This window comes from Mesorhizobium sp. B2-3-6, assembly GCF_006442305.1.
Lineage (GTDB): Bacteria > Pseudomonadota > Alphaproteobacteria > Rhizobiales > Rhizobiaceae > Mesorhizobium.
In genome coordinates, this window is record NZ_VFVW01000004.1 from 123,884 (window position 1) to 144,382 (window position 20,499).

Sequence of the window (20,499 nt, forward strand, 5' to 3'; positions counted from 1 at the left end):
GCTGCGCCGGGCTCCAGAAAGCGGGCCGGGAGGAGAAATAATGTATATCTATGCTCGCACCGTCGCGGCTCTCGCCGTCGTTTCCGCAACTATGGCCATCGCCGGCCAATCTCATGCGACCGTATTCGCCGCTTGGCAAGTGGCCAACGTGCCGTTCGGCGACACGCTCAACGTGCGCAAATATCCCTCGGGCACGTCCCAGAAACAGGCCGCATATCCGAACGGCACCGTTTTGCAGATGACCGGACGATGCACTGGCGGGACGAACCTGCTCGACATCGCCAATCAGCCGGCATGGAAGCAGCAGCAGGCGGTTCGCTATCGCTGGTGCGAAGTCTGGCATGATCCGGCGAAGAACGGCGGTTTTGTCACCGGGTGGGCCTATGGCAAATACATCGCCCCGTATTGAGTGATCCGAGCTGGTCGGCTGCACGACGCGTGAGGGCCGGCAATGGCCGAGGTGGAGCAACCTATGGTTTTGTGAAAGGGGGTGAGCAACCAAGATTGCCGGCGCGATCGCCAAGCAAAGCGAAGCACTCGGAGATGCTTTGTGAGTTAGCGCGAATGTAACGGTTAGCTAACGCCGCGTCACCGGTCGCTGGTTTCGCCTGCGAAATATCGAAAAATTACATCGTGCACGAAAGATTGAAGCTGATCCGGAAATATTTGATCAACATCGTTCAATATAGTGCAAGGATCGAATTGACTTACTTGCTAGGTAGGTTCATTGATGCCCCCGCGACACGAATCGCAGAAGCTCTGTCTGCACAAAATTCGTGCAATGCCTTGCCTGTAAAAAAGGGCGCACTAAACTAACTCTCGTTGGGGCCTGAAGACCATGGATATTGTCGAAACACCTTCCAGAAACAGCGACGCGCTGATCGAGCTGACCGCCGACGTGGTGGCCGCCTATGTCAGCAACAATCCCGTGCCGGTCGGCGAACTGCCGAACCTCATCTCCGATGTCCATGCTGCTCTCGGGCGTGTGGGCGGAACCGCCGAACAGCCGCCCGCCGACAAGCAGAAGCCGGCAGTGAACCCGAAGCGCTCGGTTCATGACGACTACATCGTTTGCCTTGAAGACGGCAAAAAGTTCAAGTCGCTCAAGCGTCACCTGATGACCCACTATGATCTGACGCCGGATCAGTATCGCGAAAAGTGGAACCTCGACCCGAGCTACCCGATGGTTGCCCCGAACTACGCGGCCGCCCGCTCCCAGCTCGCCAAGAAGATGGGCCTCGGCCGCAAGCGCAAGGCCCGCTAAGCATTTGCTGCCAGGTGAGTACACTTGGTATCGCAGAATGCGGCTCAAACGATAGATAGAGCCGGACGGACAGTTCAACCGGATCGATATCGGCGCCTTCGGGCGCCGTTTTACTTTGCCGGCCGGGCCGGGACAGAGCTGGTAACAGTGCGCGGTACGATGCGATCGGCTGATCGCGGAGGCGGTATCAGGCCGTCTGCTCGAGCGCGGCCTCTGCGTCGCGCCTGATGCGCTTGACCATCGAGCGAAGGCCGTTGGCGCGCTGCGGCGACAGGTGCTCGTCCAGGCCGAGCGCCTTCAGCGTCGCTTCCGCATCGATTTTCTGGATTTCGCTGGCGGTCTTGCCGGAGAACAGCGCCAGCATGATCGCCACCAGCCCGCGTACGATATGGGCGTCCGAATCGCCCCTGAAGGTGATGACCGGATCGCCCCCCGGCCCCCGGTCGGTGGTAAGCCAGACCTGGCTGACGCAGCCTGGCACCTTGTTGGCGGCGGTGCGTTCCTCGTCGGGGAATGGCGGCAGCGCCTCGCCGAGTTCGATGACATAGCGATAGCGGTCCTCCCATTCGTCGAGGAACGAGAAGTCGTCGCGGATCGTCTGGATCGTGGTCGTCATGACTGGGATATAGTCATCCACCGTCGCCGCGTCACGGAAAAACAAGGACACCGCGGGCGTCGAGAGGGCAGACTGCCCGCGGTGCGCCGTCGAAACGGCCTAATTCTTTACCGGCAGGTTGACCGTCTCGGGCAAGACGACTTCTTCGGGAACGCTGCCGGTCATTGTGGAGGTGTCGGGGCCTGCGGACTTGTCGTCCAGCATGGCGGCCGCGATCTTGGCGGTCTCCTTGGCCCTTGCGGTGATGGTGTGCATTGCCGACTTGCCGGTCTCACAGACATCGGGCTTGCGTTCGCAAATGCCGGCGATGTCGCCGACCGCGTCGCGGGCCGCGAACAAAGCCTGGATCGGGCCTACGCTTTCTTGACCCGGCTCGGAACCGACGCCCAGCGGCAGTGCCAGCAGCACCAGCGAAAACCAGAAAGCCATTCTCATCAGGAAGAACATGCTCGCCTCTTGTCGTGACCGGATCATGCATCCATGAGCATGGCCTCTTTTGTGGGCGGGATATTGGCACACAGGCGCAAAGGACGGCTTGCGGGTTGGCCGAGAATTTTCTTCAAATTTGAGGCAAATTCGAAACGAAGCGTTTTGCTGTCGATTTGTCTCAGATTGGAACCATTTTTCTTATCATCCATCAGCCATATATTCCTTTGTTTCTATTGCGTTTTCCACAAAATCAGGCGGTCGGTGCGCTGCGGCTGGCCAGGCTTCGGGCGGCCCCTGCGGATAACCCTCCGTTTACTATGGTGGCATTTGCCCGCCTTTTCGGGCGCTCCCATCCCGATATTCGCCGTGGGCCGGGCCTTGGGTCGGCCCTGCCTTATCCATTCTTTAAAGGCTGGGTGCGAGTTTCAGAGTCAATCAAAACGATCTGCAAAAGCAGAGCTGTTCACGACGAGTGCGGGTGCGTTGAGTTGATGCCGATCAAGGCCAGATACGTTGAATTGCCTGGGGCAATGGCCGCCGGTTGTGAACGTATGGTCCATCCCTCCATTCTTGGGCTGGACGACCGCGAGCGTCAGCGTCGCTTTATCGGCGCCATGCTGGCCGCTCCGTTCTTTGCCGCCGGTGCCGCGGTCACGCTCGTCACGTCAGGCATGGGCGCAGCCGTCACCGTGGCCGCCATCTTCGCGGCCTTTGGTCTTTGCTGGTTCATCGCCTTGCTGGTGGCCGCGACCGGCAGGATGGATCTGGCCGGCCGGGCCGCGCTGGCGATCGCGGGACTTGCGCTCGCCGGTCTTGTTGCCGCTGCCGGCGGGCTGAGCTCTCCGGTCGCGATGCTTTTCGTGGCGCTGCCGTTCGAAGCCTGGTGGATCGGCGCCTCGCGCCGCGCGGCGCTGTGGGGAGCCGTCTGCGCCGTCGTCGCCATTCTGTTGCAGCCTGTGACGGCAACCGTCCTCCCGCACGCCGCGGTGCCGATCGCCGCGTGGCACTGGCTGCTGCCATTGGCCTGGGCGCTGACGCTGGTGCCGCGTATATCGGCGGTTCGCAACACGGCGGCTGCGGCCGACGTAGGGGACACCGGCGATCGTCTGGAAGACATGATCGACGCGGTGGTCCTGCGCGTCGCCCGCCATGGCGAGGTTATCGATGCCTCGGCAAAGGCGCGTACGCTGTTGAAGCTGCCCCCGCAACTGCTTTGCGGAACCGGGCTTTTCGATCGCGTGCATCTCTCGGATCGCGTCTCCTATCTCAGTGCCTTGGCCGACATGCGAGACGGGGCGCTGTCGCGCAGGCTGGAGTTGCGCGTCAGGCTGCCGCAGGACGGCAATGGACAGAATGGCAATGGCGCGGCAGACAACTATCGGCCGTTTTCGCTCGAACTGATGCGCGCTCAGGAGCAGGGCGACGTTTTCACGCTTGTGCTGCGCGAGAACGACGAGGTCGCCCGGTTGCGCGAAGACCTCGGCGCCGCCAATGACGCGGCCGCCGCCGCCGAAGTGGCGAAAGGGCGCTTCCTGGCGGTGGTGAGCCACGAACTGCGCACGCCGCTCAATGCCATCATCGGATTCTCCGACATGCTGCTGCACGAGATGTTCGGCGCCTTCAAGGATCCACGGCAGAAGGAATATGTCGGTCTGGTGCGCGATTCCGGCCAGCATCTGCTTGCCGTCGTAACCTCCATTCTCGACGTGTCGCGGATCGAATCGGGCGTCTATGCGACCGAACCGGAGCCATTCCGCTTCATGGAAGCCGTCGACATGTGTCAGCAGATGATGCGGCTCCAGGCGCAGGCCAAGAACATCGATCTCAAGGCGCAGATCGCGCCGGACGCCGGCGAAATCAACGCCGACCGGCGCGCCGTGCAGCAGATCCTCATCAATCTCGTCTCGAATGCGATCAAGTTCACGCCCGATGGCGGCGATGTCGTCGTCGGCGCCAAGCGGATCGGTTCGCGCCTGCATTTCTGGGTGCGGGACACCGGCATCGGCATCGCCGAGGAAGATTTCGCCAATCTCGGCAAGCCGTTCATGCAGATCCAGAACGACTATACCCGTCGTTTCGAGGGGACCGGCCTTGGCCTGTCGCTGGTCAAGGGACTGGTGGCGCTGCACGAAGGCACCATGTCGATCGAAAGCATGCCGGGCGAGGGCACCACGGTCACCATCAGCCTGCCGGTGAACGGGCCGAAAGGGCGGCCGGCGGACAAGGCCGGGGTGCTGACGATGCCGCTGGCCAGGGCGAAAGGGGACGGAAATGGCGCGCTCCGCAAAACAGCCTAAGGCGGCCAAGCGCCGCAGCAACGCCTTCCAGGACGGAGCCGTCGCCATCGGCGGCATGATTTCGCGCAATCCCGTCCTGGCGGGAGGGTCGACGGCATTCCTGGTGACGCTGTTCTACGTTTCGGCGAATGCGCTGTGGTACCAGCCTTTTCCGCATGCCGGCGCCTTCTTCGCGACCCGCAGCATGCAGGGCGTTCCGCACGCGGCCGCTGATGAGCCGGAGACCACCTTCAACATCGTGCGGCCAGGTACCGCGCCGGCGCCGGTCAAGGGCGATCCGGTGGTGGAGCAGGTGCAGGGCATATTGAAGGATCTCGATTTCTACGCCGGCACGGTCGACGGCATTTCCGGACCCAACACGCGCAAGGCGATCCAGGCCTATCAGCAGAAGGTTGGGCTCAACACGTCCGGCGAGATCGACGGGCTGCTGCTCGATCAGCTGGGCGCGACCCCGAAAACCGCCGCCGTGCCGAAACCGCAACCGCGTCCCGAAGTGTCGCAGGCGGTTCCAGTGTCGCTGCAGACCGATACGGCTTCCCAAGCGCCGGATCCTCGCATTGTCAAGATACAGGCCGGGCTCAAGGCCTTCGGCAATGACGACATGCAGCTCGACGGCGTCGTCGGCGCCCGTACCAAGGCGGCCATCAAGGAATTCCAGTCGCTGTTCGGCCTGCCGCAGACCGGCGAGCCCGACGAACTGGTCTATGTCAAGATGCGCGAGATCGGCCTGACCAACTGACGGCGCAAACAACGGCTCGCCCAGCGGTGTAAATACCGATAGATAGCCCGCATGCTGTCCGGACTTTTCTCATGCGCGTGACCACGGATCTGTGGGTATCGGCCCTGTTGCGTCGGGTTTTCGGCGCGGGCGGATTTGCCGCCGTGGTCAAGCGCGGCGCGACCGAAGCCGGCGCCGTGTTCGTTCTAACGCGGAGCCGGCTTGGTGAAATCGCTCTCTATGGGCCGGCGCCACAGACGAGCTACGATTCGGCCAAGCCCGACGACCGTTTCTTTAGCCTTCTCGCCACCGCCGCCGATGCTTCGGTGCTGGACGCCAGACTGGAACGCGAGAAGAAATTCGATCCCGACATCTGGGTGGTTGAGATCGAGGCCGGCGCTGTTCCTGTCGAGGAGCTTATTTCCGTGAAGATGTCCTGAGGCCAGGGAAGGCCGCTGCATCGTCACTGTTCGACGCCTCGCGGCTGGCGCTGTTGGTGGGGGCGGCGTCGCGAACCACATCGGACAGGGTCACGGCCTTCCATTCCCGCACCTTGTCCAGCGCCGCGTCGCGGTGCAGGAGCCGGTAGCGATCGAGAAAGGTGCGGATCGCCTGCGGATGCGGAAACTCGCGGGAGTAGACGGCAACCGTGATAAGGAATGCCCGGTCCTCGCTGAGGTCGAGCGAGCGCAGCGCCGCCAGCAGCGGCATGTAATTCTGGTTCGCCGTCAGCAACCTGGCCGTCGAGAAATCGATATCGAGCGCATCGGCGAGCGCGGTCTGGAAGAAGGCGGCGTTTCCGGTCAGCGCCGTCTCGCGCAATTTGGCATAGGTGTCGGCTCCGGTGAACGGATCGACCTGCGCCGCCTGCGCCTCCTCGCCGGTCCGCATCATGGAGCGCAGTCTGCGCCGCGCATTTTCGGCACCAACGCCCGGCGTCTGCTGCTTCGCCGCGCTGTCGGCGGCCGGCGCCTTCGAGGGAGCGGTTTGTGCCGGAGAGGCTTCCGCTTCCGGATCGCGCACCCGCACCAGCGTCGGCCTTTCCAGTGCCCTGATCAGATCGGCGATAGTCGGATTAAGGTTCTTGCGGCGCGCGATCGCGCGCGCATGCGGCAGCCCGTGCCGGCCGATCAGCGCAATGAGGTCGATGTCACTGACTGCGCGCGAGCGGATGAGCAAGGGGGCGGCGATGCCCACCGGCTCCTCGCACAGGCGCCGCACCAGCCCGGCCGGAGCATATTCGCATTCAGAGAGGGCCGCCGCCACGTAGCGGCGCGATTCGGCGGACACGTTGTCGAACAGCGGCAGCGTCAGATCTTCGAGCTGGCCAATTTCACGGCGGGATGGCCGGGTGAGCGAGCAGAACGCAGACACCGCTGCGCGGAACAGCCTTTCGGCCTTTCCTGATTCCGTCCCTGCCGCGATTTGCCTGAAGTCCGAAGATGACACGAGGGATACGCCCGATACTCTATACACGCTTGACCATGCTCGACCGGAACCGTGTCGGTTTCGCGATTGCCAAGAACAAAGATCAATTTAGCTGGGATCCGTTAGCGCTCCGTTAACCCTCTGCCGGCCTTAATGATATTTGGAGGCGTTGCGTTGTGCTCCGGGGCAACCGAGAGGAATACGCGAACCATGGGCATGGTACTGTCTTTCGTGCCGAGAACGGCACCAACCAATCGAGCAAAGCAAACCACCGAAATACCGGCGGCGGTGATCATCTTTCCCGGTATCCGCTATGAGCGGTCCGCCGCGGGGGAAGCGCGGCCTGCCGGCCCTGACAAGCCGGGATCGCCACGCACGCCAGTGCCGCACCACTGAACGTTCTTGAGGCCGAGGCGGGAATCATCCCTGCGGCACCGCCCTTGATTGTTGTGATGCGGACTGTCCGGGCCGCGGTCTAAAAGTCCTGCAGCTCGCACGAACTCTGCTCCAGAAAGCGCGACACGATCGACTTCCAGCTGTCGTCCGGCACGAAGCTGCGGATGACGAATATGCCCTGGTCGATCGGCGCTTCGACGAAGATCGCTCCCTGAAGCTCCTCGGGAAGGTCCCTGCGCATGTCGATCATCTGCGCCGGCGTCAGCACCACGGCATCCAGCTTGCTCCCGGTCGCCGTGTGGTCGTTGAATGAATAGATGTTGTGGCCGTTGCGGTCATAGACCGACACCGACCAGAAGGGCACATTGCCCGGCGCTCTGATCCTCACCATTCCCTCCTCGAGGTCGAACCGGCAAGCCGTCGCATAAAACAGCGGGTCGACCGATTTCACCACCGGCGCGCCGCCCGCCTCGGCATCGAGCCGGGTCATCCGGTACAGATCCGATGCCATCGACAGCCGCGACCAGGCATCGCGTTCCGAGAATTCAGGCATCAGAAGCAGCACGACGATGTGCACGATACCGGCACCGACGAGGCCGAGAAGGATGGCATGCACAAGTCTGCGCGTCGCGGCGTAGACACTACGCATCGCAGCCGACCTTGGTGATCTTGGGCAGCGAAACATCCGACAGGCCGGTGCTGCTGGCGATCGGCGTGTCGTAGAATGTCAAGACGAAATACATCCTGCCGGAACCGTCGGTCAGCAGCCAATTGCCGGGCATCGGTTGATGGCCGACGGAAATGAGCACCGAATTGTCGGATTGGCGCAGCACGCCATAGGATTGAAGTGCGGCAAGCCGCGATTTGCCGGTCTCGACCACGCCGAGCGATTGGTCGGCGGCATAGAGGGTCCAGAATCGGGCGGTCGGAAATCCGCCTTCGATCGTGTAGGTACATTCGCGCCTGAGCTCTCCGCCAGCTGCGTCGTCCTCCGCGACAAAGGACAGCCCTTCGGCGCGGCCAAGCGCGAGCACGCCCTCGCGCGCCACGCGGGCCTTGGAATAGGGGTCGGCTGCGGGTGTACCGATGTCGGGAAAGGCGGTCCACTGGCCGATTCTGATCGCCCCGACGCCGTCCTGCATTTTCAGCGCATACCAGACGCTGGCGCCGCCGCCGCCGATGGCTATGGCAAGCGAAAGCAACGTCAGGAAGGCGTTCTTGAGCATGAAAGGCCGGGCGCATGAAGAATTGCCGCTCGGGGATATCGCGGCGCGGGGTCGTGTGGCAAGCCGCAGGACGCGGATTCGCAAGGTGCGGCTTTTCCATCTTCCCGAAGACAGAAGGGAAGAGGCGCCGCGATCACAGCGCCGACAGCGTTTCGGGCGGAGCAGATGCACCGAGCCTGCGCGCCGTTTCGAACAGGTGGGTCATGTCCCTGAGCGTCTGTGTCGTCCGGCTGGACAGCACCGGCGGCCGTTCGGCGGCGGCATCGGCCGCTGCCTGTTCCTCGCTCTTCTTCTGCGCTTCCGCGGCCTTGGCCGCGATCTCCTCGTCGACGAAGGGCTTGTCGATGCCGGGGATAGGCTTGAGGTCGATGTTCTGATGCGCATAGACCATGAGCCGCTGCCACACCATCGCCGGCAGCGAGCCGCCTGTCATGTTCTTGGTCGGGGTGAAATCGTCATTGCCCAGCCAGACGGCCGCCGTGTAGTTGCCGGTGAAGCCGACGAACCAGGCATCGCGGTAGGATTGCGTCGTGCCGGTCTTGCCGGCGACGACGATGTTGGGGATCTGCGCGCGCCTGGCGGTACCCATCGCCGGTACCGCGACAAGCATGGTGTTCATCGATTTCAGCGCCTGCTCGGACAGCACGCGATGCGGCGGCGGCGCATCCTTGGCGAAATCGTAGACCACCTCGCCGGTGCGGGTGACGAGCTGCGTGATGCCATGCCTGGAGCCGACGAAGCCGTTCTGCGCGAACACGCTGTAGCCCGTCGCCTGGTCCATCACGGTCATGCCCGAGGTGCCGAGCACCATGGTCTTGTGCGCTTCGAGCGGCGATTCCACGCCGAATGATTCCGCCATCGCCTTGATCGGCCCGATGCCGAGATAGTCCTTGGCAAGCCGCACGGGCACCGTGTTGATCGACTTGGCCATGGCCACGATCAGCGGGACCTTGCCCGCCGACTCGCCACCGTAATTGTGCGGCGACCAGTTGCCCCAGCTGATCGGCCCGCCTGATACGATCGAGTTCGGCGTAAAGCCGTGCTCCATCGCCGTTGCATAGACATAGGGCTTGAAGGAGGAACCGGTCTGGCGCAGCGCCTTGGTGGCGCGGTTGAACTGGCTGGCGCCATAGTCGCGGCCGCCGACGATCGCGCGCACCGCGCCGTTGGTCTCGATGACCACCACGGCCCCTTCGGTGACGTTGTACTCCTTTCCGAACTGGCGCAGGTGGAACTCCACCGACTCTTCCGCCGCCTTCTGGATGTTGGCGTCGAAGGTGGTGTGCGCCACCAGCGAGTGCTGGCCGGGCTTGGCGATCTTCTTGACCTCGTCGAAGGCCCAGTCGAGGAAATAATCGGGGCTCTTCTGTTCGCCGCGGTCGACGACATCGGCCGGATGCAGTCTTGCCTGCAGCACCTGGCCCTCGGTCATGAAGCCGGAATCGACGAGATTGGACAGCACCACATTGGCGCGCGCGCGCGCGGCCGGCAGGTTGATGTGCGGCGCGTATTTGGTTGGCGCCTTGAACAGGCCTGCAAGCATCGCCGCCTCGGCGAGATTGAGGTCCTTGACGCTCTTGCCGAAATAGAAGTCCGCCGCCGCCTCGATGCCGAACGTGCCGCCGCCCATATAGGCGCGGTCGAGATAGAGCTGCAAGATTTCCTTCTTCGACAGATTGGCTTCGAGCCACAGCGACAGGAAGGCTTCCTTGATCTTGCGCTCGAAGGTGCGCTCATTGGTCAGGAACAGGTTCTTGGCGAGCTGCTGCGTGATGCTGGAGCCGCCCTGGACGACGGAGTTTGCCCGCACATTTTCGAAGATTGCGCGCGACAGGCCAAGAACGTCGATGCCGTAATGGTCGAAGAAACGCCGGTCCTCGGTGGCAAGCACCGCCTTGATGACATGATCGGGCATTTCGTCGACCGGCACGGAATCGCGCTGGATGATGCCGCGTTGGCCGATCTCGTTGCCATAACGGTCGAGGAAGGTAACGGCGAAGTCGCCCTGGGCGCGCCAGTCGCCGGCCGTGTCCTGGAAGGCGGGAATAGCCAGCGCCAGCATGACGACGATGCCGCCGGCGCCAAGCGTGAAACCTTCGCTCAACAGCTCGACGATGCCACGGCGCCAGCCGTTGACGCGAAAGCGCCGCGAGAAAATCGTCGCGCCCTCCCAGAACTGGCGCGCCTTGAACCCGATCTCGTAGAGAGAGGAATCGATCCATGCGTCGAGCGCCAGCAGCCGAGCGGCGATCGCACCTCTTCTCTTGCGTGGTTCAGGACTGACCATTCAAAAACCCGGACGGCTATGGCACGGCCTGAAAACCAAGCGGGCAGTTTCAGGGCGACGCCGCCCTGACTATTCATCCATTTGCGGACGCCCACAAGGGTGGCGAGGACACACCTGCGGGGTTTGTTGATGGGGGCGGTTACAAACTGCCATTCACCCGCCTGACGCTGATCAGGCCGGCGAAGATGGGGGTTGCCGTTCCGGGCTCAGGCCGCCTCGCGCTTCAGCGCCTGCGCCATGCAGTGGATGCCGCCGCCGGTCTTGGAGATCTCGCTCATGTCGACGGCCGCCACCTCGAAGCCGCGCGCCTTGAGTTGACCGATCAGCGACTGGCTGGATGTCGGCGCGATCACCCTGTCCTTGCCAAGCGACATGAAGTTGCAACCGAGCGCCATCGTGTCCTGGAACGGCACGTCGATGATCTCGTGCCCTTTGCCCTTCAGCCAGTCGACGATCCCCGGCTCGGTGCAGGCGAGGCAGACGGCGGTGAGTTTTTCGGCGATCGGCACCACCATCAGGTCGATATGGACATAGTACTCGTCGATGAAGGCGATGCGTGTTTCCCAACCTTCTTTTTCGAACCAGGCCTGCACCTGCCGGGCGCCTTCTTCCTGCGTGCGGGCGCCGCCGCAGCCGATCAGCACAACGCCGTCCTCGATGACGTTGAAATCGCCGCCCTCGAAGGTGCCTGCGGTGACCATGTCGTAGATCGGGATACCGAGTTTTTCATAGGTGCGGATGGCGGCGTAATTCTCGCCGCGCCGCCACCAATTGGCCATGGCGGTGATGATGGCGCCGTAGGGCGTCATTACGCTGGAATCGCGGGAGTAGACCTGCATCGGCAGCTCCGGCGTCGGCTCGTGCCAGTGGATGTTGACGCCGAAATGCTCGTAGGCCGCGACCAGATCCTTGTGTTGTGCCTGCGCGATCTGGATGTTGCAGGGCGCCTCGCGCAGGTGCTTGCGCGACAGGGAGCTGGTCGAGAGATGGCGCAGGAAATTGGGCGAGCCGAGCAGCACATCGGTCAAGACGTCGGTCTCGTTGGCGAAACCCCATGATGTCAGCGGCTTGGTGCCGCCGGCTGGGTTGCGGCGCTGCAGCGAAAACGGCTCGGCGATGATGCGGTCATGAACGGTCATGCGGTTCTCCTCGTATGGGCGTTTGCGGTCATTGCTTGCTTGGTATCCACCAGTCGCGGCCGCGCGGCGTGGTGACATATTCCGGCCAGCGGAAGTTGATGGGCGGATCGTAGTCGCAGAGCGGGGCGATCCAGGTCGAACCGCCAATGCCGCCGCCGGTTCGGGTGACGAACTCGTCCATCGCCATGTCGCGCGCGGCCTTGTCTTCCAGCAGGCGAAGGGCGGATAGCGCGACGGTCTTCGCCGCGCAGATGACCATCGGGTCGATGGTCGCCGGGATGCCACCCAGCGCGTTCATCGCCCAAGCTGGAAAAACATGACCGTTTGCCGAACGCAGGGCAGGGCGGGCGACATAGAAACGCGCCGTCGGCGCGTGCCAGCTCATGTCGGTGTAGTCGTCCGAGGTCGAGTTCACCTGCGACGGCGGCAGGTCGCGGCGCAGGATCGCCTCTGCCTCCTGTGGTGCAATCAGCCGCTCCAGCTCGTCGATGAAGGGGTTTTCGCTCGCCACCCCACCGGCATTGACCTGGATCTCGCGGGCGATCTTCTTCGCCGCCTCGTCCCAGCGGGGCGGGCCGACGCTCGCCAACGCCTCATAGGCGATCCCGGCCATGGCATGATTGGCCAGCCCCGGCCGCGACTTCGAAACCCAGTGCCGTTCGTAGCGGCAGCCGCTGATCGCGGCGGCGGCCGAGGCGTTTCGGTCGAGCACGGCGGTGACCTGCTCGGCCATGGCGATGGTCGGAACACGGATCATGTACTGGATCTCGGCAAGGCCTGCCGGCAGATTGTCGGCGGTGGCCTGGCCCGCCGTCAGGATCGCCTCGCTGATCGACCAGCCGCCCTGGTGCGGCAGCATGGAATCGCGCAGCGCCTTGGAGGCTATGTACATCGTCATCAGCGCGTCGTTGGCGCCGGGCGCGCGAACCGCCGAATGTGCCTGCGGGATCGGGGCGCCGTCGCCGGCGGCGCGTGCCCAATTCTCGGGCTCATCGCAGATGAAGCGATAGATCATCGCGTAGGCAGCGCCGCAATGGGTGTCCCAGCGCGCAGTGTTGCAGAGCGGCAGCATGTAGAAGGGATGGAAGGAGATCATGCCGGCTAGGCCGTCATAATAGCCTTTGGCTGCATGGATCGGTTTCGAGCCGCGCACCTTCTCCGCCGGCTCGCCGGTGAAGCGCAGCGTGCCTGCAATGCCGTGGCGCTGCATGGCGGCCTTGGTGGCGAGCAGACCGCCCAGGCTGGCCATGCCCAGGCCCGAGTGTGGATCGGTATGGCCGCCGGCTTCGGAACCGAGCCCGAGGCGTGGCCGCATCACCGTGGCAGCGTCCTGGCAGTTGCCGGGCACGGCGTCATATTCGGCATACATGCCGATGGTCGGACCGTCCCCATTGGTCCAGTGGGCGCAGAAGGCCGTCGGCATGCCCGCGGAGCCTTCCTCGACCGCAAACCCCTCGCGCTTCAGCCGATCGACATACCAGTCTGCCGACTGGTACTCGCGCCAGGCAGTCTCGCCGAAGTCGAAGATGGTGCGCGTCCAGGCCGACAGCAGCGGCTGGATGCCGTCGAGGCAGGCAAGAGCGGTTTCTTGCGCCGATGTCGTCACCGGTTTTTCCATGCGCCAAAGAAAGCAGTGAAGCGGCTCGCCAAAAAGTGATATGTTTTCCCGGTTCGTGCAAATTCGGTTCACCTCTTGAGAATTCCATCGACGCAGGCGCTGCGCGCCCTCGACAGTTTCGCCCGTCATGGCAGCGTCTGGCGCGCCGCCGACGAATTGCACCTCACCCGCAGTGCGGTCAGCCATCAATTGCGCTTGCTCGAACGCGACCTCGGCTTCGATCTGCTGGAGCGCATCGGCAAGGGCGTGGCGCTGACGCCGCGCGGCCAGCGCTATGCCGCGGACGTGCGCAAGGCGCTGACCGTGCTCGGCGACGCGGTGGCGCAAAACGCCGGCACCGGGGTCGGCGGCTCCTTCGCAGTCTCATGCACACCAGGCTTCGCCTCGCTGTTCTTGTGCACCCATATCGGCGAGTTCCGGCAGATGTATCCGGACGTGGCGCTGAGCATACTGACGCCCCGGCGGCTCGACGACGTCAGCAATCCGGACGCCGACGCCTTCATTGCCTTTGGCGTCGGCAACTGGCCGAACCGCGTGGTGGAACTGCTGTGCGAAATCTCGTTCACGCCGCTCTGCAGCCCGACGCTACTCAACAAAGTGGGCGGCTTTTCCAAGCCCGCCGACGTCCTGCGCGCCAACCTGCTGCATCTTGGCGATACGGAGGACTGGGCGCGCTGGCTGGCGCTGGCCAAGGTCGAGAACCCCGACACCGAGGGCGGCATCTTCTTTTCCGACATGAACCTCGTTTTCTCGGCGGCGATTGCCGGCCAGGGCATCGCCATGGGGGACGAGCTGACCAGCCGCCGGGCGCTGAGTGAGGGCCGGCTGGTCAAGCCGTTCGAGACCTCGATCCCGTCGCCGCGTTCCTATTTCCTGGTTTCCGAGCACGCCAAGGCGGGTCACCCTGTGCTGGAGGCGTTTGGGGGATGGTTGAGGTCGAAGCTATCGGAGAACAGGTTGCGGACATATTGAGATCAACTGATCTCCCCCAGGAGAGGTGAATTTCGCGGCTCCAGCGTCGCCGGCATTCGCCATAGATGAATCAAATTTGCCGATCAGGCGAAAACTATTCGGTTGCGGTGAGCCTTCGCGCTGCCTACGATTTCCCCAGCCACCAAGGAAGAGGCAGGATGCAGCAACCCGGCCGGGCCGCAGAGATCAAGGCGAACGGGATCGGCAAGAGCTTCGGCTCGTTCCGTGCGCTGGACAATCTGACGCTCAATATCGGCCGCGGCGAGTTTTTGACGCTGCTCGGCCCCTCCGGCTCCGGCAAGACCACCTTCCTGATGATCCTGGCCGGCTTCCTGCAGCCCAGCGAGGGCCGCCTGTTCAGCGACGGCGTCGATATTACCGACCGGCCGGCCGAACAGCGCGCCGCCGGCATGGTGTTCCAGGGCTATGCGCTCTTCCCGCATATGAGCGTCGAGCAAAACATCGCCTTTCCCCTCAAGGTTCGCAAGAAATCTGCCGCCGAGATCAAGCGTAGCGTCGGCGAGATGATAGAGCGCGTCGGTCTGCTCGGCCACGAGAAGAAGCTGCCGGCGCAGCTTTCCGGCGGCCAGCAACAACGCGTGGCGCTGGCCCGCGCGCTGGTGTTCGAGCCGGGCGTGCTTTTGCTCGACGAGCCGTTCTCGGCGCTGGACAAGAGCCTGCGCGGCCAGATGCAGGCCGAGATGAAACGTCTGCACCAGGAGACCGGCACCACCTTCGTCTTCGTCACCCACGACCAGAGCGAGGCGCTGGCGCTGTCCTCGCGTGTCGCCATCTTCAACCATGGCAAATTGTTGCAGGTCGGAGCGCCTGACGAGGTCTATGACCGGCCCGCCAACCGCTTCGTCGCCGAGTTCCTGGGCGAGATCAATATGCTGCCGCTGAAGGGCGTGCGCGTCGCCGACCATGGCGCGACCGCGCTCTGCGAAGACCGGGCAATCAAGCTGCGCGGCAACGCCGAAGCAGTGGATGGCAATGCCATCCTGGCGATCCGGCCAGAACATATGTCGATAGCGCGCGAGGCGGCGGCAGGCGAGAACGGCATAGCTGCCACCGCGATCGGATCGACCTATCTGGGCGCGGCGACCAAACTCGACCTTACGACACGCCAAGGTGCGAAGGTGACCGTCTCTGTGCCGAACGAGGTCGCGGCCGCGGCACTCAGCAAAGGCAATTCCGTCTGGCTGACCTGGCCGGCGGAAAAGGGTTTCCTCCTTCCGGACGGAGGGCAATGAGCACCGGCGCGGCCTGAATTCGCCGCACCGGATTCCGGATTCGATCAACGAAAACAAAGGGGAACTAACATGAACGATACCAAAAAACAGGCCATCGAAACGCTCTCCGAAAGGACAAGGCGCGGTGAGATCTCGCGCCGGCAATTCACGCAACTTGCAGGCCTCGTGCTTGCCGGCACGCCGCTGCTGCTGCGCTCGACCAAGTCCTTCGCCGCCGCGAAGGAACTGGTGCTGGTCAACTGGGGCGGCGACGCCATCACGGCTTACGACGCCGCCTATGGCCAGGCTTTCACCAAGGACACCGGCATCACCGTCAAGATGGATGGCTCCGGCCCGACCGAAGGGGCCATCGCGGCACAATTTAAAAGCGGTGCGCCGACCTGGGATCTTGTCGACGTCGACCCGTTCTCGGCCATCACGCTTGGCGCGCAAGGCATGCTCGAGCCGATCGACTACACAATAGTCGACAAGAAGAAGATGCGGCCGGGTTTCGGCTGGGATTACGCCGCCTCGACCTATTTCTTCTCCTATGTGATCGCCTACGATTCGCAGAAATACGGCAGCAATGCCCCGACCGGCATGGCCGATTTCTTCGACGTGAAGAAATTCCCCGGCAAGCGCTCCCTCTACAAATGGGGCGTGTCGAGTTGGGAGGCGGCTCTTCTCGCCGACGGCATCGCGCCGGCGTCGCTCTATCCGCTCGACCTCAAGCGCGCGCATGACAAGATCGCCGCGTTCAAGGAGAACGTCGTCGCCTATTGGGGCGGCGGCGCGGAAAGCCAGAGCGTGTTGCTCAACGGCGAAGCCTCGATGGCGATCGTCTGGTCGACGCGAGCCTCGCTGATCGAGCAGGATTCGGGCGGTCAGATCAAGTTCATCTGGGACCAGGGCCTGATTTCGCCCGGCGCACTGGCCGTGTTGAAGAACAACCCCGGCGGCAAGGACGCGGCGATGAAGTTCATCGCCAGCGCGCAGGACCCTGCAAAGCAGCTTGTCATGTTCGACAAGCTCGGTCAGGGCCCGGCCAACCCGGCTGCCGACGCTCTGGTTCCCGCCGACAAGAAGCGCATCAACCCGGTCGATCCCGAGAACATGAAGAAGCAGATCCCGCTCGACATGGACTGGTACGCCAAGAATTACGGGGCGGCGCTGGACGAATATACCAAGATCATCTCCGCCTGACCGGCGCTGGGCTGACATGAGAGGCGTTCTCTCGGATAGGATGGGCGCGGCGCTGCTGATGGCGCCGCTGCTCCTGTTCCTTGGCCTCGCCTATGCCTGGCCGTTCCTCGGCGTGGTGAAGTGGAGCTTCACGCTGCCGACGCCGGGGCTTGGCCAGTACGGCGCGCTGATAACCGACCCGCTGGTACAGTCGGTGTTCGTCCGCACGCTGCGCATCGCGGCGATCGTCACCGTTGTATCGGTTGCCGCTGCCTACGCCATCACCGTGGTCTGGGTGCGCGGCAGCCCGGCGCAGCGGGTGCTGGCCGAATTCTGCATCCTGGTGCCGTTCTGGATATCGGTGCTGACGCGCGCCTTCGGCTGGGTGGCGCTTCTCTCCAACCGCGGCCTGATCAACACCTGGCTGCAGTCGATCGGCTTCATTGGCGAACCGCTGACGCTGGTGCGCAACGAATTCGGCGTCATCGTCGGCATGACGCACTTCCTCATTCCTTTCGCCGTCTTTCCGCTGGCGTCTTCCATGCGCAGCCTCGACGAGCGTGTGCTGCTCGCCGCGCGCGGGCTGGGTTCCAGCCGCATGCGCACCTTCTGGACGGTGTTCGTGCCGATGACGCGCTCCGGCATCATCGGCTCCGCGCTGATCGTCTTCGTCTTCTCGCTCGGCTTCTTCGTCACGCCGGCGATCCTTGGCGGTGGCCGCAGCGTCATGATCGCTGAACTGATCTATCTCCGCATCTTCCAGAGCCCGGACTGGGGGCTGGGTGCTGCCATCAGCGTGGTGCTGGTGTTGTTCGTCGGCATCCTGATGGCGCTGCTCTTCCGCTACGTCAGACCGAAGCAATTGGTGTAGCCTATGCCGACCTATCGCCCCGGTCCCGTCTCGCTGGCCCTCGCCGTCCTGGTGGCGCTGTTCCTGCTCCTGCCGCTGCTGGCCGTGATCCCGGTCTCGCTGACGCCCAGCCGCATGCTGGCGATGCCGACGGGCGAGTTGTCGCTGCGCCACTACCGCTCGCTGATCGAGGATCCGCGCTGGCTCCAGTCCATCCTGCTCTCGATCAGGATCGGCATCGTCAGCAGTGTCATCTCGACGGTGCTGGCACTGTGCTTCAGCCTTGGCGTGTGGATGTTCCAGCCGCGCTTCACCGCGGCTCTGGTCGGCTTCGTGCTGTTACCGATGGTGGTGCCGCCGGTGGTCTCGGCGGTGACGCTCTATTTCCTGCTCACCTCGATCTCCGGCGTCAGTTCCTTTTTCGGCTACGACACCTGGCTGGGTGTGGCCATGGCGCATTCGGTGATGACGGTGCCCTTCGCCACGGTGCTGATCCTGGTCTCCCTCAGCCAGCTTGACCGCCGTATCGACCTCGCAGCGCGTGGCCTTGGCGCCAGCGTCTGGGAGCGCGCCACGCGCATCATCATGCCCAACATCAAATTCGGCATCGTCACCGCGGCACTGCTGTCCTTCGTGCTCTCCTGGGAGGAAATCGGCGTCACGCTGTTCATCACCTCGGTCAACGCCATCACGCTGCCCAGGTTGATGTGGATGGGTCTGCGCGACAATATCGACCCGGCGATCGCGGCCCTTTCAGTGATCCTGATCGTCGTCACCGTGCTGGTGCTTGCAGTGCGCAGCGTCGTAATGCGGCTGCGCGGAGGACAATGACCGGGGGCCTGTCTGCCTCAGGGGATTGTCACAGGGGTAAAACTGCTAGCAGAAGCGCACCGAGACCCGGCCGAACCTGCCCAAATCGCCGATGACTTCGTCGCCCGCCTCGACGCTGATCGGCGTCACGCAAGTGCCGGTGATCACGATCTGCCCCGGCTGGAGCGCTATGCCCAAGCCCGACAATTCGTTGACGATCCAGGTCAGCGCAATACGAGGATCGCCCAACACGGCTGCTCCTGATCCGTTATGCTGCGATTTTCCGGGGACAAAAGCGGCCACCGGGTGCTTCGCGAGATCTACGTCGCGCCAATCGTCTTCCACCGCCTCGCCGATGACGAACAGATTGGCGCAGGCATTGTCGGCGATGAGCTGCGGCGCGCCGACAGCGCAGAAATCGTCATAGCGGGAGTCCGGTATTTCGATCGCCGGATGCAAACTCGCCACGGCGTCCACTACATCACCGATTTCATAAGGCGCCGGGCGAGGCGGCAACTGACGGCCGAACCGGAAGGCGAATTCGATCTCGGCGACACGCATCTTGCTTGTCGCCAGGGAAACGGAGCCACCGACCTCGACCGCCTTCTCGGCGAGGAGGCGCCCGGCCATTGGGCCGTCGACGTTGATATGCCGCTGGCCGGCCAGGCTGGTTGCCGCGATCTTCCAGCCGAAGAGCGGAGCCACTGAGCGATCCATGACGTGCGACTGGATGGCGTAGCCTTCGGCCCGCGTCTTCGGCCGCAATTCCTCGGGGATGGCGTCGAGGCGGGTGCCCTTGTCCCAATGGCCTACCAGGAGGCGCGACGCGGCCCTGGCCTTTTCTGGATCGAGCATGATCAGCTCCTGAAATTAGGAAATGCGGCGCTGCCGGGCGTTGCTGATGCTTGCGGTTCGCAAAGGGTACCCGCTATTCATCGTCGCTGACGAGATTGTCGGGAAGTCGTATTTTCGAGATCATCGACATTCATCATCGTGACAACGAATCGGCAATCGTGTTCGTTCAGTAAATGGCTATATACGGCAAAGCGTCTGGAGTGCGGAAGAGCTTCTGGCAAGCAGGGTCGGTAACGCACCGGGTGAGGGAGAAACGATGACGGCGCCCGGCGATTTGCAACAGGCACTGTTTCTGAGGCTAAAAAGCGATCCGTCCCTGTCGGCTCTGCTGGGCGGCGCCGGACTGCGCGAACAACCAACCGACAACGTCGCCTTTCCCTACGTGACATGCGGCCAGACCTGCGCCTTTGACTGGGACACCGGCGCCGAGAACCGCGACGATCAACTTATTACGCTGCATGTCTGGTCGAAGGCCCATGGCGAAGCCGAAACGCGGGCCATCATGGATGCCATCGAGGCGCGCCTTGCCGACGCGGTGCTGGAGGTCGGTGCTCGCGGCCAGACACGCCTGTCGCTCGAATTCAGCGAGGCGCGGTATGACGAGGAACTGCTTGTCCATCACGGCCTGCTGCGTTTTCGGGCGCTGACCCAGGAAAACGCCTGACGCGCGCTTTCAATATGAACGAAACGGAGTCTAGACTGGAACTTCATGGGTTTCATCGGGTTGGGCGGTGAAATCTCAATTTGTTTGTCTCGCATTGCAGGGGTGGCGAGCATGGTTTCAGCGGCGATCACCGTTCATTTCACGTTCAGCGCCGATGCGTTACAACGCTGGCCATGAGAACGCTTCGCTCCCATTTCCGAACCGCGACCCTGGCGCTCTGCGCCGGGCTGCTTGCGGTGCCGGCAAGCGTTGCGCCGGCAGCCGCGCAGGATGAATCGATTGTCGTGGCGGCGGCCGACTGCTACGCGATCGGCCAGCAGGTGGCCGAGCAGAATGGCGGGACGCTTGCCAAGGCCTCGCAGTCGACGCGAGGCGGGCAGCCGGTCTGCGTCATCGTCGTGCTCGTTCCGGGCAAGAACGGGCAGCGTCCGCGCCGCTCCGAGATCGTCGTCCCGCAGAACTGACCCCGTCGTTTCCCAGGCCGGCGGAATCGGCCTATAGCTGAAGCAATCGGTC

22 protein-coding genes are annotated in these 20,499 nt (G+C 63.4%); 12 read left to right on the forward strand and 10 right to left on the reverse strand.

All coding sequences use genetic code 11. The annotated features are described in order from the left end of the window. Positions 1 to 40: 40 nt before the first annotated feature. Positions 41 to 409: an SH3 domain-containing protein gene (locus FJ953_RS13110; protein WP_140520957.1), complete on the forward strand. Its 369-nt coding sequence runs from the start codon at positions 41 to 43 to the stop codon at positions 407 to 409. A 429-nt stretch (positions 410 to 838) separates the two neighbouring features. Beyond that, positions 839 to 1,264, forward strand: coding sequence for a MucR family transcriptional regulator (locus tag FJ953_RS13115; RefSeq protein ID WP_095089970.1), 426 nt, complete (start codon positions 839 to 841; stop codon positions 1,262 to 1,264). Between the two features lie 187 nt (positions 1,265 to 1,451). Here FJ953_RS13115 and FJ953_RS13120 read toward each other — a convergent pair whose 3' ends face one another. From FJ953_RS13120 to FJ953_RS30440, 3 genes are all read right to left on the reverse strand, one after another. Further along, entirely contained in the window at positions 1,452 to 1,880 is a 429-nt protein-coding gene (locus FJ953_RS13120; RefSeq protein ID WP_140624758.1) for a SufE family protein, read from the reverse strand. Between the two features lie 99 nt (positions 1,881 to 1,979). After that, on the reverse strand, positions 1,980 to 2,327 hold the full coding sequence (locus FJ953_RS13125) for a DUF5330 domain-containing protein (protein WP_140555857.1): 348 nt from the start codon (positions 2,325 to 2,327) through the stop codon (positions 1,980 to 1,982). Positions 2,328 to 2,350: 23 nt separating this feature from the next. Continuing rightward, entirely contained in the window at positions 2,351 to 2,518 is a 168-nt protein-coding gene (locus FJ953_RS30440) for a hypothetical protein (protein ID WP_181171577.1), read from the reverse strand. A 342-nt stretch (positions 2,519 to 2,860) separates the two neighbouring features. On the opposite strand from FJ953_RS30440, the gene FJ953_RS13130 reads away from it, so the two are divergent. The 3 genes from FJ953_RS13130 to FJ953_RS13140 all read left to right on the forward strand — a co-directional run bounded on the left by FJ953_RS13130 (position 2,861) and on the right by FJ953_RS13140 (position 5,764). Then, positions 2,861 to 4,606, forward strand: coding sequence for a PAS domain-containing sensor histidine kinase (locus FJ953_RS13130; protein ID WP_140520733.1), 1,746 nt, complete (start codon positions 2,861 to 2,863; stop codon positions 4,604 to 4,606). Then, positions 4,581 to 5,345 carry a peptidoglycan-binding protein gene (locus tag FJ953_RS13135; RefSeq protein ID WP_140624503.1) on the forward strand — a complete coding sequence of 255 codons (765 nt, stop codon included), beginning with the start codon at positions 4,581 to 4,583 and terminating at the stop codon, positions 5,343 to 5,345. Before FJ953_RS13130 ends, FJ953_RS13135 begins: the two co-directional genes overlap by 26 nt. A 71-nt stretch (positions 5,346 to 5,416) precedes the next feature. Further along, positions 5,417 to 5,764 (forward strand): DUF1491 family protein, encoded by a 348-nt coding sequence (locus FJ953_RS13140; protein WP_140494737.1) that lies wholly within the window; start codon positions 5,417 to 5,419, stop codon positions 5,762 to 5,764. Here the strand turns inward: FJ953_RS13140 and FJ953_RS13145 are convergent. The 6 genes from FJ953_RS13145 to FJ953_RS13175 all read right to left on the reverse strand — a co-directional run bounded on the left by FJ953_RS13145 (position 5,742) and on the right by FJ953_RS13175 (position 13,418). Further along, a complete protein-coding gene (locus tag FJ953_RS13145; RefSeq protein ID WP_140629390.1) occupies positions 5,742 to 6,773 on the reverse strand; it encodes a hypothetical protein in 1,032 nt (343 codons plus the stop codon). The two genes, FJ953_RS13140 and FJ953_RS13145, sit on opposite strands and share 23 nt — an antisense overlap. A 454-nt stretch (positions 6,774 to 7,227) precedes the next feature. Next, positions 7,228 to 7,797: a DUF1254 domain-containing protein gene (locus tag FJ953_RS13155; RefSeq protein ID WP_140624504.1), complete on the reverse strand. Its 570-nt coding sequence runs from the start codon at positions 7,795 to 7,797 to the stop codon at positions 7,228 to 7,230. Further along, positions 7,790 to 8,374 (reverse strand): DUF1214 domain-containing protein, encoded by a 585-nt coding sequence (locus FJ953_RS13160; protein WP_140624505.1) that lies wholly within the window; start codon positions 8,372 to 8,374, stop codon positions 7,790 to 7,792. Before FJ953_RS13160 ends, FJ953_RS13155 begins: the two co-directional genes overlap by 8 nt. A gap of 133 nt (positions 8,375 to 8,507) precedes the next feature. After that, positions 8,508 to 10,661: a penicillin-binding protein 1A gene (locus FJ953_RS13165; RefSeq protein ID WP_140517962.1), complete on the reverse strand. Its 2,154-nt coding sequence runs from the start codon at positions 10,659 to 10,661 to the stop codon at positions 8,508 to 8,510. A 206-nt stretch (positions 10,662 to 10,867) separates the two neighbouring features. Continuing rightward, positions 10,868 to 11,800 (reverse strand): dimethylarginine dimethylaminohydrolase family protein, encoded by a 933-nt coding sequence (locus FJ953_RS13170; RefSeq protein ID WP_140517963.1) that lies wholly within the window; start codon positions 11,798 to 11,800, stop codon positions 10,868 to 10,870. Positions 11,801 to 11,828: 28 nt separating this feature from the next. Then, entirely contained in the window at positions 11,829 to 13,418 is a 1,590-nt protein-coding gene (locus tag FJ953_RS13175; RefSeq protein WP_181171578.1) for an amidohydrolase, read from the reverse strand. A 75-nt stretch (positions 13,419 to 13,493) separates the two neighbouring features. On the opposite strand from FJ953_RS13175, the gene FJ953_RS13180 reads away from it, so the two are divergent. The 5 genes from FJ953_RS13180 to FJ953_RS13200 all read left to right on the forward strand — a co-directional run bounded on the left by FJ953_RS13180 (position 13,494) and on the right by FJ953_RS13200 (position 18,485). Beyond that, a complete protein-coding gene (locus FJ953_RS13180; protein ID WP_140553936.1) occupies positions 13,494 to 14,390 on the forward strand; it encodes a LysR substrate-binding domain-containing protein in 897 nt (298 codons plus the stop codon). A gap of 158 nt (positions 14,391 to 14,548) precedes the next feature. Next, a complete protein-coding gene (locus FJ953_RS13185; RefSeq protein ID WP_140494713.1) occupies positions 14,549 to 15,643 on the forward strand; it encodes an ABC transporter ATP-binding protein in 1,095 nt (364 codons plus the stop codon). Positions 15,644 to 15,712: 69 nt separating this feature from the next. Beyond that, positions 15,713 to 16,825: an ABC transporter substrate-binding protein gene (locus FJ953_RS13190; protein ID WP_140494711.1), complete on the forward strand. Its 1,113-nt coding sequence runs from the start codon at positions 15,713 to 15,715 to the stop codon at positions 16,823 to 16,825. A gap of 16 nt (positions 16,826 to 16,841) precedes the next feature. After that, positions 16,842 to 17,675, forward strand: a complete 834-nt coding sequence (locus FJ953_RS13195) for an ABC transporter permease (protein ID WP_140517968.1) — start codon at positions 16,842 to 16,844, stop codon at positions 17,673 to 17,675. Between the two features lie 3 nt (positions 17,676 to 17,678). Continuing rightward, entirely contained in the window at positions 17,679 to 18,485 is an 807-nt protein-coding gene (locus FJ953_RS13200; RefSeq protein ID WP_140624507.1) for an ABC transporter permease, read from the forward strand. A gap of 45 nt (positions 18,486 to 18,530) precedes the next feature. Here FJ953_RS13200 and FJ953_RS13205 read toward each other — a convergent pair whose 3' ends face one another. Continuing rightward, complete coding sequence (locus tag FJ953_RS13205) at positions 18,531 to 19,319, reverse strand: hydratase (protein WP_140624508.1); 789 nt, start codon at positions 19,317 to 19,319, stop codon at positions 18,531 to 18,533. Between the two features lie 256 nt (positions 19,320 to 19,575). Between FJ953_RS13205 and FJ953_RS13210 the strand changes: the two genes are divergently transcribed. Together FJ953_RS13210 and FJ953_RS13215 are read left to right on the forward strand one after the other, a co-directional pair. After that, positions 19,576 to 19,983, forward strand: a complete 408-nt coding sequence (locus tag FJ953_RS13210; RefSeq protein WP_140494704.1) for a DUF3168 domain-containing protein — start codon at positions 19,576 to 19,578, stop codon at positions 19,981 to 19,983. A gap of 173 nt (positions 19,984 to 20,156) precedes the next feature. After that, entirely contained in the window at positions 20,157 to 20,447 is a 291-nt protein-coding gene (locus tag FJ953_RS13215; protein ID WP_140494702.1) for a hypothetical protein, read from the forward strand. Positions 20,448 to 20,499: the final 52 nt, after the last annotated feature.